Consider the following 12,875-nt stretch of genomic DNA (forward strand, 5'->3'; position numbering starts at 1 on the left):
TATTATGAATATATTTAAAAGAGGTAAATCTTATACACTCATCTTGAGTGTTACTAGTTTATTTATTAAAATATAACTGTGAGCTTATTGTTGGAATTTGGTTATGGAAGGGGCCATAGCAAAATAGAAACAAAGATAAATGGGGTAGTTTAATATCGTTATGAAAAGATATACATATCGATGCGCTTTTACTTACTTTTATAGAATGAAAGTGGATTTTTGAAAAGGGAAAAATCCAATAATACAATTAGCTATGAACGAAGTTTTTTTCAGCGAAATACGCAATGGCAACCTCAAGGAGGTTAGGGCAATGTTGGCTAAAAATCCACTTTTGCGCGACAGTAAAGACCAACGGGGTTCGACTCCGCTCATTTTAGCGACCTATTATGACGAACTGGAAATTGCCGAACTTTTACTCGAGCAAGGGGCAAAAATTGATATCAAGGATGCATCAGGTAATACGGCATTGATGGGGGTCTGTTTCAAGGGGTATAGCGATATTGCCAAGAAATTGATAGAGAAGGGCGCCAATGTAAATGAAAAGAACGCGATGGGTGCGACCTGTTTGATATATGCCGCGACTTTTAATCGATTAGAGATTGCAAAGCTGCTTATTTCACATGGAGCCGATGCTTCGGTGGCAGACGCAAGGGGAAATACCGCTTTAGATCATGCCAAAATGCAGGGCGAACCCTCTTTGATTAAATTATTAGAAGGGCTATAGTGTTCATATGGAGGAAACTAGAAATTTAGAGCTAATAAAGCGCATAAAGGCATTGGCTGACACGGGATTGGTGTATGCCGAAGATGAGTACAATCGCGAGCGATACGAAGAAATCAGGGAAATTGGCCTAGAATTGCTAGGCTCGGTTTCAGAGAAACCTTTGAAGACCTTTAAAAATTTCTTTATGCCCGTTACCGACTATCCTACGGCCAAAGTCGACGTTCGTGGGTTTGTGTTGAACGATGCGAACGAGATACTGATGGCCAAAGAAAGTGTTGATGGTAAGTGGACGATACCTGGAGGATGGGCAGATGTTGGGTATTCACCTTCCGAGGTCGTGGTAAAGGAGATCGAAGAAGAAACCGGACTTCGATCAGCGGTGGTGCGGTTGTTGGCCGTTTATGACAAAAAATGTCATAAGCATCCGCCCGAGCCCTATTATATTTACAAATTAATTTTTTTGTGTACCAAAATCGGGGGAGCGTTACAACCGGGTTTTGATATGCGGGGTGCGTCGTTCTTCTCAATCGACAATCTGCCCGAGTTATCAGAAGACCGAATATTAGAATCGCAATTGCGGCAACTTTTCAAAAAAGTTATTGAAAATGACCGTGAGGTTTATTTTGATTGAAATTTTTAAGGATGGACGAGAATCTTAAAATAGCATTGGTGCAATCTGAATTGGCCTGGGAAAATCCGGAAAGTAACAGGATTCACTTTTCTGAAATTATAGCGGCTATTACATCTGATGTAGATCTTATTGTTTTGCCGGAAATGTTTACCACAGGGTTCACCATGAACCCAAAAAACATCAGCCCCTCCGAAGGACAAAAAACGGTCACTTGGATGCAAGAGTTGGCTACAAAGAAAAATATGGCGATTACAGGAAGCCTAGTTTTCTTTGAAAACGGAAATTATACCAATCGGTTGTTTTTTGTTGAGCCTGCCGGACAGGTTTCGCAATATGATAAACGCCACACGTTTACCTTGGCAGGGGAAGACCAAGTATATCGGGCAGGAAACGATAAATTAATCGTCCTGTACAGGGGTTTTAAAATTTGCCCCATGATATGTTACGACCTTCGATTTCCGGTCTGGGCCAGAAATGTTGAAGACTATGACATTCTAATGTATGTTGCCAATTGGCCCAAACTAAGAATTGATGCATGGGATGCGCTATTAAAAGCACGTTCCATTGAAAATATGGCCTATTGTATCGGAGTCAATCGTGTGGGGGAAGATGATGCGGGATTTGACTATTCAGGGCATTCCTCAGTTTATGACCCATTAGGAAACCAATTGGTGTTTTCTGAAACTGAAACCGTACTACATGTAACGTTAAGTAAAAGAAGGATTCACGAACTAAGAAATAAACTCAAGTTTTTAGCCGACAGGGATGAATTTACTCTAAAAGTGTAAACGTAATGGGCATCTCCCAATTGGCACGAACATCTATAATTTCGGGATAGTAACTAACCTTTTCCGGTTGAATTCTTTTAAGATAACTTCCTGTATCCCATTTTTTATTGCCATTTACATCAAATATAATACGAAGCAAGTATTTTGATGGTTGAAGGTTATTGAATTCAAATACTTTGGGTTCTTCGGCGAAAACTTCTCTTTTAATTTCTCCTTTTTCATCGGTTAATTGAACCAGCAGCGGATAGGATATGCTGTCAGTAACTATGGTAAAGCTGAGGTTGCCGTAATCAGCAAAACTTTTGGTCGCTAGATTGAAATTGATGGTGTCGTTGGTTTCCCCAAAAAGGTTGGTAATCGCACCAGGTAGCAAACCCATTTGATAATTTTGATTGGGCTCCACTTCAAAGTCAAAGTCTATCTTATTTTTCAAAGTATCCAAGTCTGATTTGAAACTGATTTGGGTCGAATCTTTGTCCATTAATGTAATCCTTGTGGTGTCGATGGCCGTAATCGGGGTATTGGCGGCAATATAAAAAGGGTCTTCAAAATTTAAAGATCCTCGTTGGTTAGGGTTGAGCTGTAACGAATCTGTGCCTACCTTTCTCGTTTTGACGGTAAATGTGTCAATGACTTTTAATTTTTCATTGGTGACCGTAAAAATAATCGAATCGAGATCGGTGGGTGTAAACCAATAATTTAGGGTGTCTTTGTTCTGTTCTCTCAGTACTTTGGTCTTAACGCTATCCGGTAGTGGATTTAAGGTCTCGATTAGCACCGAATCACCTTCGCCGTAATAGCCAAAGATTATTTTGTTTTTCGCAGCAAAGGTTGGAACGGCCACGCTATAATCGGGTATTTCTTTGAATAAATTCAACAAATAGGTAGAATCGGTAGGAATGGATACCGTATCACTGACGAAAGCAATTTTATCGGTATTTTGGTCAAAGACATTGTTTTTGGCTACATCTTTTATCCCAAAAATCGCATATTTCCCTGCCTTCAAATGGTCTAAGGTAAATATGACAGCACTATCTAAAGTATTTGTAATGTAATAAGGTGGTTTTTGGTATACGGTACTGTCGGTATAGGCCGAATCTATTTCATAGAGCATAACGCTAATAAATTCATCTGCCTTTTTATTGAACGCATCTTTCACGGCCCCTTGCACTTTGAGTGAATCTAAATAATCCCCTGTGGAGAACACATAGGTGAAAAAGCTAAACGGATTGCCTTCGTTATTGTCGGTAATGCTCTGTCCGAAATTAAAGGTATATGTGGTGTTTTCCTTAAGTGTGTCTTTAAACTTGATCTCAAGATACTTACTGGCTCCACCTTGCGGTGTAATATCTGGGGTATATTTCAGGGGTGGTGAGACAATGAGTTGATCTTGAATGTCTTTGAGTTTGATAAACTCATCAAAATATAGGCGTATTCTTTTCTCTTTAAAGTTGACACTCATGTTTTCAGGTTCGGCCTTCACCAATACCGGAGGGTCAAGATCTTTTGGTCCACCCGTAGGATTGCCTCTTCGCGCACATTGCCAGAGTGCCGTAACCACAAAGAATACAAATATAGAAGCCAAAATACGTCGTAACATTGTCTTTGAATATGGGGGCAAAGTAACAACTATTTTGGTAAAATGAGCAATATTTACCGCGCCTCATTTATAGCGCAATGGCACTATCGCCATACTTGCAATGTAAATGGTTATCCCTTTTGATTGTTGCAAAGCCTTGGCGCAGGTTTCCATTGTCGCACCCGTGGTTATTACGTCATCTACCAATAATACGCGTTTGTTTTCGAGAAATTTTTGGTCTGATAAAGTGTAAAGGGAGGTGTTGCCGTACCATCTACCAATTCTGCCTTTTTTTGTTTGCGTTTTTGTGTTTGCGGTTTTCAACAATATATTGTCGACATATGCCGCGTTTAGATGATGGGCTAAACGTTTGGCAAATAGGGCCACTTGATTATATCCTCTTTTTCGAAGTTTTCTTCTATGCAAGGGTACCGGAACTACGACATCTATAAAACCAGAACCATTATCCTCTTTTAATAATTGACCATACCAATCACCTAAAAAACCACCAATTTCTTCTTGATTTCTGTATTTTAAGTAATGAATAAGTTGTTGTACAATCCCTTTTTCCTCAAAAAACAAGAACGAACTTGCTTTTTTAACATTAATTCGACCATAAAAAATACGGTCAATGGGGTTTTCAACGTTAAAACTATATTCGGTAAGCGGTAATTCGTTTCGACAAACGGTACATAGCAGATGTTCTCCTCTGATTAAATGAGCATTACATCCAAAACACAGTCGTGGCACTAAAACCGTGTTGATATCATTTAGTATCTTTGACATCGCTATTTTAACCGAATCGAACATAAAAAAACCTACTTAACCCTAACATTTTTAATGGACGGTCAAGATAAGAAATTCAATTCCAAAATAATCCTCGCTATGCTGATTGCTGTGATCATCGGCATATTAATAGCATTTTTCTACAGTTACGCCCAGTCACGGACAAAAATCGCTTTTTTGAACCAAGAAAAAGCCTTGCTTATCAAAGATATTAATTTGATGAAGGCCGATGTTGACCGGCTTTCGGCGCTCGATGAGGTCAATGAAATAGAACTAGAGTCTTCAAAATTTCGTGTCCAACAGTTATTGGATTCAGTAGGTCGCTTGAACTTTACGGTTGAAAGGTTACGGGAATTTAAAAGTGAACTAAGTAGATTAGGCGCGAAAAATGACAGTCTAATGCTGAAGAATAATTTTCTTCGGTATAATAATATGGTTCTTTCGGAAAAATATGCCGAAACCAAACAGAAATTGGAAGAATTGAAAGGTGCTAGCAACTCAATGGCAGTGGCGGACCAGTCACAGAAAGATAAAACTAAAGAGCTGGATAGCGAGCCTAAAATAAAGAGTTACCTGCAACTTCGAAATTCTGAGGGTGGCGGGTTTAGAGAACGAAATGAAAGGCCCATACGAACGAACAAAGCCTCAATTATCCAAAAATTAAGGGGGTGTGTTACTGTTGAAGCAGATCCCGAGGCTATTGATGAGGAAAGAATTATCTATTTACAATTTTTGGGACCAGATATGCGGGTCATAGAGGATAATGCCAATACCATTACAGTTAATGGCAATGTGTATAGCAAACGTATTAAACTGCTGCTGAAAAGTGAAAACATCATAGTGTGCGATTTTATTACAATTCCTGAAGGTTCTTTAAAAGAGGGTATTTATACCCTAAACATCTTTGAAGATGAACGTTTGCTGACCAATACTGAATTTCAGCTAAAATAAATTATTTCATTTTAGGGTAATATTCTATTTTTGCCGAATGGCAAAACAAGAAGACGATTTCAAAAAGGTGATATCCCATGCTAAGGAATACGGCTACGTATTCCAATCAAGCGAAATTTACGATGGCCTAAGCGCCGTTTACGATTATGCACAGAATGGTGCAGAGTTAAAAAAGAATATAAGGGAATACTGGTGGAAGGCGATGGTACAGTTAAACGAGAATATCGTTGGTATCGATGCCGCTATTTTTATGCATCCGACTACTTGGAAAGCTTCCGGACACGTTGATGCCTTCAGCGACCCTTTGATCGATAATAAAGATTCAAAAAAACGCTATCGCGCTGATGTTTTGGTTGAGGACTATGTGGCGAAAATCGAAGGTAAAATCGAAAAGGAAGTAGATAAGGCCGCCAAACGCTTCGGAGATTCTTTTGATAAAGCACAGTTTTTAAATACGAACCAGCGGGTAGTGGAGTATCAAGAAAGAGCTACTTCCATTTTAAAACGTTTAGGAAAATCGTTGGAAAACGAAGATTTGGACGATGTTAAACGTTTAATTGAAGAGTTGGAAATTGCTTGCCCCATGTCGGGTTCAAAAAATTGGACCGATGTGAAACAGTTCAATTTGATGTTCGGTACCAAATTAGGAGCAACTACCGAAACTGCGATGGATCTCTACCTTCGCCCAGAAACGGCACAAGGAATTTTTGTAAACTTCTTGAACGTTCAGAAAACGGGTCGTATGAAAATTCCATTTGGAATTGCACAAACAGGAAAAGCTTTTCGTAATGAAATTGTAGCACGACAGTTTATTTTCCGAATGCGGGAATTCGAACAGATGGAAATGCAATTCTTTATTAAGCCCGGTACGCAGCAAGAATGGTACGAGAAATGGAAGGATATGCGTATGAAATGGCATTTGTCATTAGGGATGGGCGAAGAGAACTATCGCTTTCATGACCACGAGAAATTGGCGCACTATGCCGATGCCGCCGCAGATATCGAATTCCGTTTTCCTTTTGGTTTTAAAGAACTGGAAGGCATACATTCCCGAACCGATTTTGATTTGAGCGCCCATGAAAAATTCTCGGGCAAGAAATTGCAATATTTCGACAACGATACGCGAGAGAGTTATGTGCCTTATGTGATTGAAACTTCTATCGGACTGGATCGCATGTTCTTAGCAGTCTTCTCGAAAGCATTGCAAGAAGAAGAATTAGAAAACGGAACAACAAGAACGGTACTTCGACTCCCCTCCGTTTTGGCACCTAACAAAGCTGCCGTATTGCCTTTGGTTAAAAAGGATGGGCTGCCCGAAGTGGCTCGTAAGATTATAGATGATTTGAAATGGGATTTTAACGTCACTTATGATGAAAAAGATGCCGTGGGACGACGCTATCGTCGCCAAGATGCGAATGGCACACCATTTTGCATCACGGTCGATCATCAAACTTTGGAAGACGAAACGGTTACCATTCGCCATCGTGATACGATGGAACAACAGCGGGTGGCTATTTCTGAATTAAAAGGCATCATTCACCAAGAAGTGGATATGAAGTCATGGTTGATGAAGATGGCGTAGTTGGTCTCTGAAATAATTTAATATTCATATGCCCTTTAATGAGAAGTAAAAAATACTACTTTTTGTTAAAGGGTTTTTCTATGAGTAAAAAGTGTTTGCTAGGCACCTGTTATCTAAGAAGGTATACATGATTTTAAAATAAAAGGCAAGGCTAATAAATAACATTAAAACACTACAGTCGATACCCCAATCGTAAGCTGCCATAAAAATTTCGGGCATCACCGGGATAATAATATCGGGGCTCACTACCGCCAAAACCTTGGGTGTTGATCAAGACCGAACGGGCGTAGACTTTATCAAAGACATTGTTGACTCCAAAATCGATTCCGACAGTAAATCGTTCAGAAAGCTTTTTGCTATAGCCCAAGCGGGTGGTGAAAACGGTAAAAGCTTCGCTTTCTAATGTATTGGCGTCGGTCAATGGTATTTCGCTGACATGCTGATGCACAATATTCCAATAAAAATCGTTGAAGAACTGCGTTTGAAGTCCTGCTGTACGGCGTTGCTTTGGTACACCGGTAAGCGGGTTTCCTGAAAAATCATCGTCCCCATCAATAAATTCCATGAATTCATGGTCACTCAGTGTATAGTTGACAAAGGGGGTAATTTGAATTTGTGGGCTGAGCTCCCAGCGGTAGTTCATCGTAATTTCTAAACCACGATGCCGGGTCTTGCCCGCATTTTTCCCGATAAATTGATCATCGCCAACGCGTTGTGCGACCAGAAGATTTTTAATATCCATTTGGTAAAGGGCCAAATTCATATAAAATCGTTTGTCGTGTAAAAACAAGTGCGTACCCAATTCATAGTTCACGCCTGTTTCTTGGGCAATATCTGGGTTGATAACGCCATCAGGGGTCAAGGTCTCCTCGAGGCTAGGGTTTGAAAATCCTCTACTGATATTGGCATATACCTGCTGGTCGCCCGAAAAACGATAGTTCAGGTCGAGACTCGGCAGCACGATGGCCTTAAAACTGCGATCCGCACTTTTATTTGCCGTTCCCATATTATAAAGATCTTGAAAATCGTAATCCGTTTTGTTGATATTGAGGCCTACCTGTGCCGAAAAAGCTTCGGTCAAGTTATAAAGTGCTGTGCCAAAGGCATTCCATTGACTTCGAAACTCTTTGTTCTGGGCAAATCGGTCGCCCTGTAGACTGCCCTGGCCATTGTTTTCTTCATATTGGTTATCAAACTCGCTCCAACTGTATTCATCTTTATAGAGTTCGCCCCCAAAAGTGTATTCCCCTTTGTTAAAATAACCTATAAATCGAGTGCGGAACCCGTAACCGTTGGTGAATTCATCTAGAATTCCGAAAGGCCTAGGTTCATAATGGTCGAGATAGGTATAGAAAATACTGGTCGAATTTTTAAGTTTTTCGCTGAAGTCATTGGTGTAATTCAAGCCAATAAGTGAATACTTGTTGGCTTCGTAGCCTTTGGCCGACCTCCAGGTGAAAGCCGCCTGTTTTGGGTTTTCGGCAAATGCTGTTGCACCTAAAGAACTTGGTATCTGTGCCGTATACTCTATATGGTTGACCAGTAAGCTTAGGCTATTCTTCTCGTTGATTTGGTAGGCCGCATTCAAAAGTAGACCATCTCTTTCAAAGTTGCTGTTTTCTCGATATCCGTCGGTCTCCATATGCCCATATTGCAGTCCCAATCGTAACTTCCCATCGTAGTGATTAAATGACAAGTTGTTTTTAAGGAGCCCAAATGAGCCAACGGTTAAATTATTTGAAATATTTGTGGATCGACCGATAGCCTCCTTGGGATTCAAAATAATGGCGCCCCCAAGATTGGCCCCAAAGGCACTGCCTTTGGGGCCTTTGATTACCTCTACCTGACTTAGGTTTTCCAAGTCATAGGCTTCAATAGTAGAAAATCCAGAGCCATTGGTGACAGGAATATCATTATAGTACAACCGAAGTTTATCGGTGCCGAAAAGTGTTCGTGCCCCAATTCCACGAATGGTTATGCGATTCGTGTTCAAAGCTCCAGATAGTATGTAAACACCAGGAACTTGATTAATGGCCGAAACTATATCGACAGGACTATAATTCTGAAAAGTTTTTGCACCAATTACCTCGGAGGTGGTAATTCCCGTGGCATTTTTAGTCTTTAAGGCATCCAACAAAATAACTTCATCAAGTTGTGTAATGCTGTCGGTTTTAGCAGGATCTTGGGCAAACAATAACGTAAAAGAAAGAAGTAAAAATATAAAAATAAATATGGTTTTCATTGAGAGGGATTAAGCGCCAAAAATAAAGAACAAAAAGGAATTAAAAGTGAAAAGCCTACAAAAGGGTAGCGCTTTAAAAACAAATGTGATCTTCTTTGAAAAGGATATTTTACCCATACGACATAATTTTAGAAACACGTTCTGATAGTCCGGTTGGGTTTCAGATGGTCAAAACATTCCTTATTTTCGACCCAAATTGAAAAGAATGAAAATTGTATCGTACAACGTAAACGGTATTCGTGCCGCTTTAAAGAAGGGTTTTATCGAATGGTTACAAGCCGTAAATCCAGATGTGGTGTGTCTTCAAGAGATTAAGGCGATGGAAGAACAATTGGACCTGTCTGTTTTTGAGGAGGCAGGTTATGCCCATAATTATTGGTATAGTGCGCAAAAAAAAGGGTATAGTGGGGTGGCCATACTTTCAAAAAAACAACCTGACCATGTGCAATTTGGAACCGGTATTGATTATATGGATTTTGAAGGAAGAAACCTCAGGGCCGATTATGGCGATGTTTCGGTCATGAGTATGTACCTGCCCTCGGGTACCAATTTGGCACGATTAGACCTTAAGTTGCAATATATGGCCGATTTTCAAGAGTATGCCGATTCCCTGAGAAAAACCAACCCCAACCTTGTGGTTTTGGGCGATTATAATATTTGTCACGAGGCCATTGATATTCATGATCCGGTGCGCAATAAGAATGTTTCCGGGTTTTTGCCGGTTGAGCGTGAATGGATCGGGAATTTTATAAAAAGTGGATTTGTTGATAGTTTCCGGCATTTTAACGAAGAACCGGATAATTATACGTGGTGGAGTTATCGCGCCAATGCTCGAAATAATAATAAAGGCTGGCGACTCGATTATGGCATGGTTTCCGATCCTCTGGCTGAGCGATTACAGCGTTCCGTAATCTTAGCAGAGGCGAGGCACAGCGATCACTGTCCTATTTTGATTGAGCTGGAAAACAATTGATGACACACAATTTATGTTGTTGTCAACATAATTATTAAATTTGCCGCTTCTAATCACCTAAGTACCCTCAAATGAACTATACTAACCTACCCCACACTAACCTTGAAGTAAGTAAAATTTGTCTAGGCACCATGACTTGGGGCAAACAGAACTCCGAAGCCGAAGGCCATGAACAGATGGACTACGCGCTTGAGCAAGGTGTAAATTTTTTCGATACTGCTGAGCTCTACCCCGTTCCGGCACACCCCGACCGTAAATCAGAGACCGAAAAAATAATCGGTACATGGTTCAAGGCAAAAGGTAATCGAGATAAAGTTATTCTGGCTAGTAAAATGGCAGGGAAAGCCGATTTTACGAAATTCATTCGCACGGGAGGTTTTACCCGTGATTCGATAATTGATGCCGTAGAAGGCAGCTTAGATAGGTTACAGACCGACTATCTAGATCTTTATCAATTGCACTGGCCAGATCGGAATACCAATTATTTTGGAAAAAGAGGATACAAACACAGTGGTACCGATCTTTGGGAAGATAATATTCATCAGGTTTTGGAAACATTACGTGATTTGATTAGGGAAGGTAAAATCAGGCACGTGGGCATCTCGAACGAGACCCCATGGGGCACGATGCGGTTTTTGGAAGAAAGCAAAGTACATGCGAGTTTGCCCAGAATTAGGACTATTCAGAACCCGTACAATCTTTTAAACAGACTTTTTGAGGTAGGTTTGTCAGAGATTTCAATGCGTGAGAAAGTGGGTCTTTTGGCCTATTCGCCTTTAGGTTTTGGCACATTGAGTGGTAAATACCTGGGAGGCATGAAGCCGGCAACTTCTAGAATAACCTTATTTCCACAATACGATCGATACAGCAGTGAAACAGCCGTAGCGGCCACTGCTAAATACCATAAATTGGCACAGGAAAATAATATGTCAATGGCTCAAATGGCTTTGGCCTTTGTTAATTCCCGTCCTTTTTTGACTAGCAATATCATTGGCGCCACCAGTATGCGACAATTGGAAGAAAATATAGCCAGCATCGATATTACCTTGAATGAAGAAGTATTAAAGGGAATAGAGGAAATTCATAACATGATTCCGAATCCCGCACCATAAACAAAAGTATGATTTTCTTAAAAGTAGGTTTAGGACAAGTTATTTTGATTGTAGTGGTAATCATCGCTATTTTGGTGATGTCTCGAATTATGAGAGACAGACGTTAAGCCAAAAATTTAAGGTTTCTAACCGAACAATCTGCTTACCACATCTTCAATTTTGGCTACCAGCTGAATTTCGATTTTAGTATTTTTTAATCCGATTTTATTCCGTTTGGAAACATAAATGGTTGTAAAGCCAAGCTTTTCGGCTTCTAAAATACGTTGTTCCACGCGCTGTACGGGTCGTATTTCTCCAGCAAGACCAATTTCCGCGGCAAAACAAACTCCCTTTTCAATAGCGATATCAGAATTACTTGAGAGTATGGCCGCGATCACCGCAAGATCGATGGCCGGGTCATCGACCGTTATGCCACCTGTAATGTTCAGGAAAACATCTTTTGCGCCTAGTTTGAAACCTGCCCGTTTTTCTAAAACGGCCAAAAGCATATTCAGTCGCTTTGCATTGTAACCTGTGGTCGAGCGTTGAGGGGTGCCGTAAACGGCGGTGCTGACCAAAGCTTGTATTTCGATCATCAGGGGCCGCATACCTTCGATGGTGGAAGCAATAGCGGTACCACTCAATCCTTCATCATTTTTTGAAATCAGAATTTCTGACGGATTGTTAACCTCGCGTAGTCCACTGCCCTGCATTTCATAAATACCGAGTTCGGCAGTAGAACCAAAACGGTTTTTAAGGGAACGGAGAATGCGATAGACATAATTTCGATCACCTTCAAATTGTAGTACGGTGTCGACCATATGTTCCAAAATTTTAGGGCCTGCAATGCTGCCGTCTTTGGTGATATGGCCTATTAAAACTACGGGAGTATTTGTTTCTTTGGCGAATTTGATCAGTTCGGCCGTACACTCGCGAATTTGGGAAATACTACCTGCGGCAGATTCGATATAATCGGAATGCAGTGTCTGTATTGAATCAATAACCACGATATCGGGTTCTGTGGCCTCTATCTGCTGAAAAATATTCTGGGTCTTTGTTTCGGTCAGTATAAAGCAAGTATCACTATCGGGGTGTATGCGGTCGGCCCGCATTTTAATCTGTTTTTGACTTTCCTCCCCAGACACATATAATGTTTTGTAGGGTAGTTTTAGCGCTATTTGAAGTAAAAGTGTACTCTTGCCCACGCCAGGCTCACCACCCAATAGTACCAATGATCCGGGCACCAGACCACCACCTAAGACCCGATTGAATTCTAGATCGTGCACATTCAACCGCAATTCGGTTTCAGTGCTGATTTCATTTACGCGTAAGGGCTTGGCTATTTTTTTAGAAGTCGGGCCAGCAGTGATTTTCCATCCTTTTTTTTCTTCTTTTTGAACGACCTCCTCAACGACGGAATTCCATTCTTTGCAGGCACTACATTGCCCTACCCATTTAGCGTACTGTGTACCACAGTTTTGACAGAAAAATGCTGTTTTTGTCTTGGCCATTATTTGAATTGAAGTTA

At 40.6% G+C, this 12,875-nt stretch carries 11 protein-coding genes; 7 read left to right on the forward strand and 4 right to left on the reverse strand.

Translation table 11 applies throughout. The features are described 5' to 3' along the window. Positions 1-253: 253 nt before the first annotated feature. The 3 genes from BLS33_RS06530 to BLS33_RS06540 are packed head-to-tail and all read left to right on the forward strand — an operon-like array spanning position 254 to position 2,143. Positions 254-724, forward strand: coding sequence for an ankyrin repeat domain-containing protein (locus BLS33_RS06530; protein ID WP_089886675.1), 471 nt, complete (start codon positions 254-256; stop codon positions 722-724). Between the two features lie 7 nt (positions 725-731). Then, the gene (locus BLS33_RS06535) at positions 732-1,355 is read left to right on the forward strand and encodes an NUDIX hydrolase (protein WP_089886676.1); all 624 of its coding nucleotides are present in this window, start codon (positions 732-734) and stop codon (positions 1,353-1,355) included. 11 nt (positions 1,356-1,366) lie between these two features. Further along, positions 1,367-2,143, forward strand: coding sequence for an amidohydrolase (locus BLS33_RS06540; RefSeq protein ID WP_089886677.1), 777 nt, complete (start codon positions 1,367-1,369; stop codon positions 2,141-2,143). Here the strand turns inward: BLS33_RS06540 and BLS33_RS06545 are convergent. Next, positions 2,127-3,743 (reverse strand): Ig-like domain-containing domain, encoded by a 1,617-nt coding sequence (locus BLS33_RS06545; RefSeq protein ID WP_089886678.1) that lies wholly within the window; start codon positions 3,741-3,743, stop codon positions 2,127-2,129. The two genes, BLS33_RS06540 and BLS33_RS06545, sit on opposite strands and share 17 nt — an antisense overlap. A gap of 63 nt (positions 3,744-3,806) precedes the next feature. Continuing rightward, positions 3,807-4,508: a ComF family protein gene (locus BLS33_RS06550; RefSeq protein ID WP_089887114.1), complete on the reverse strand. Its 702-nt coding sequence runs from the start codon at positions 4,506-4,508 to the stop codon at positions 3,807-3,809. 99 nt (positions 4,509-4,607) lie between these two features. Between BLS33_RS06550 and BLS33_RS06555 the strand changes: the two genes are divergently transcribed. Both BLS33_RS06555 and BLS33_RS06560 read left to right on the forward strand, forming a co-directional pair. Beyond that, positions 4,608-5,459: a hypothetical protein gene (locus BLS33_RS06555; RefSeq protein WP_317039839.1), complete on the forward strand. Its 852-nt coding sequence runs from the start codon at positions 4,608-4,610 to the stop codon at positions 5,457-5,459. A gap of 37 nt (positions 5,460-5,496) precedes the next feature. After that, on the forward strand, positions 5,497-7,041 hold the full coding sequence (locus tag BLS33_RS06560) for a glycine--tRNA ligase (protein WP_089886680.1): 1,545 nt from the start codon (positions 5,497-5,499) through the stop codon (positions 7,039-7,041). A 172-nt stretch (positions 7,042-7,213) separates the two neighbouring features. Here the strand turns inward: BLS33_RS06560 and BLS33_RS06565 are convergent, their stop codons facing one another. Next, on the reverse strand, positions 7,214-9,283 hold the full coding sequence (locus BLS33_RS06565) for a TonB-dependent receptor family protein (protein ID WP_089886681.1): 2,070 nt from the start codon (positions 9,281-9,283) through the stop codon (positions 7,214-7,216). A gap of 205 nt (positions 9,284-9,488) precedes the next feature. Here BLS33_RS06565 and BLS33_RS06570 point away from each other — a divergent pair, with 205 nt between their 5' ends. Continuing rightward, positions 9,489-10,256: an exodeoxyribonuclease III gene (locus BLS33_RS06570; protein WP_089886682.1), complete on the forward strand. Its 768-nt coding sequence runs from the start codon at positions 9,489-9,491 to the stop codon at positions 10,254-10,256. A 71-nt stretch (positions 10,257-10,327) separates the two neighbouring features. Continuing rightward, positions 10,328-11,368 (forward strand): NADP(H)-dependent aldo-keto reductase, encoded by a 1,041-nt coding sequence (locus BLS33_RS06575; RefSeq protein ID WP_089886683.1) that lies wholly within the window; start codon positions 10,328-10,330, stop codon positions 11,366-11,368. Positions 11,369-11,493: 125 nt separating this feature from the next. Here BLS33_RS06575 and radA read toward each other — a convergent pair whose 3' ends face one another. Then, positions 11,494-12,858 (reverse strand): DNA repair protein RadA, encoded by a 1,365-nt coding sequence (radA, locus tag BLS33_RS06580; RefSeq protein WP_089886684.1) that lies wholly within the window; start codon positions 12,856-12,858, stop codon positions 11,494-11,496. Positions 12,859-12,875: the final 17 nt, after the last annotated feature.

The sequence above is a fragment of the Kriegella aquimaris genome (assembly GCF_900103215.1).
Lineage (GTDB): Bacteria > Bacteroidota > Bacteroidia > Flavobacteriales > Flavobacteriaceae > Kriegella > Kriegella aquimaris.

Coding starts and splice junctions, on each gene's coding strand:
- BLS33_RS06560 (WP_089886680.1), top strand. CDS start 5,497: ATGGCAAAACAAGAAGACGATTTCAAAAAGGTGATATCCCATGCTAAG.
- BLS33_RS06545 (WP_089886678.1), bottom strand. CDS start 3,743: ATGTTACGACGTATTTTGGCTTCTATATTTGTATTCTTTGTGGTTACG.
- BLS33_RS06555 (WP_317039839.1), top strand. CDS start 4,608: ATGCTGATTGCTGTGATCATCGGCATATTAATAGCATTTTTCTACAGT.
- BLS33_RS06575 (WP_089886683.1), top strand. CDS start 10,328: ATGAACTATACTAACCTACCCCACACTAACCTTGAAGTAAGTAAAATT.
- BLS33_RS06550 (WP_089887114.1), bottom strand. CDS start 4,508: ATGTCAAAGATACTAAATGATATCAACACGGTTTTAGTGCCACGACTG.
- BLS33_RS06530 (WP_089886675.1), top strand. CDS start 254: ATGAACGAAGTTTTTTTCAGCGAAATACGCAATGGCAACCTCAAGGAG.
- BLS33_RS06565 (WP_089886681.1), bottom strand. CDS start 9,283: ATGAAAACCATATTTATTTTTATATTTTTACTTCTTTCTTTTACGTTA.
- BLS33_RS06570 (WP_089886682.1), top strand. CDS start 9,489: ATGAAAATTGTATCGTACAACGTAAACGGTATTCGTGCCGCTTTAAAG.
- BLS33_RS06540 (WP_089886677.1), top strand. CDS start 1,367: ATGGACGAGAATCTTAAAATAGCATTGGTGCAATCTGAATTGGCCTGG.
- BLS33_RS06535 (WP_089886676.1), top strand. CDS start 732: ATGGAGGAAACTAGAAATTTAGAGCTAATAAAGCGCATAAAGGCATTG.
- radA (WP_089886684.1), bottom strand. CDS start 12,858: ATGGCCAAGACAAAAACAGCATTTTTCTGTCAAAACTGTGGTACACAG.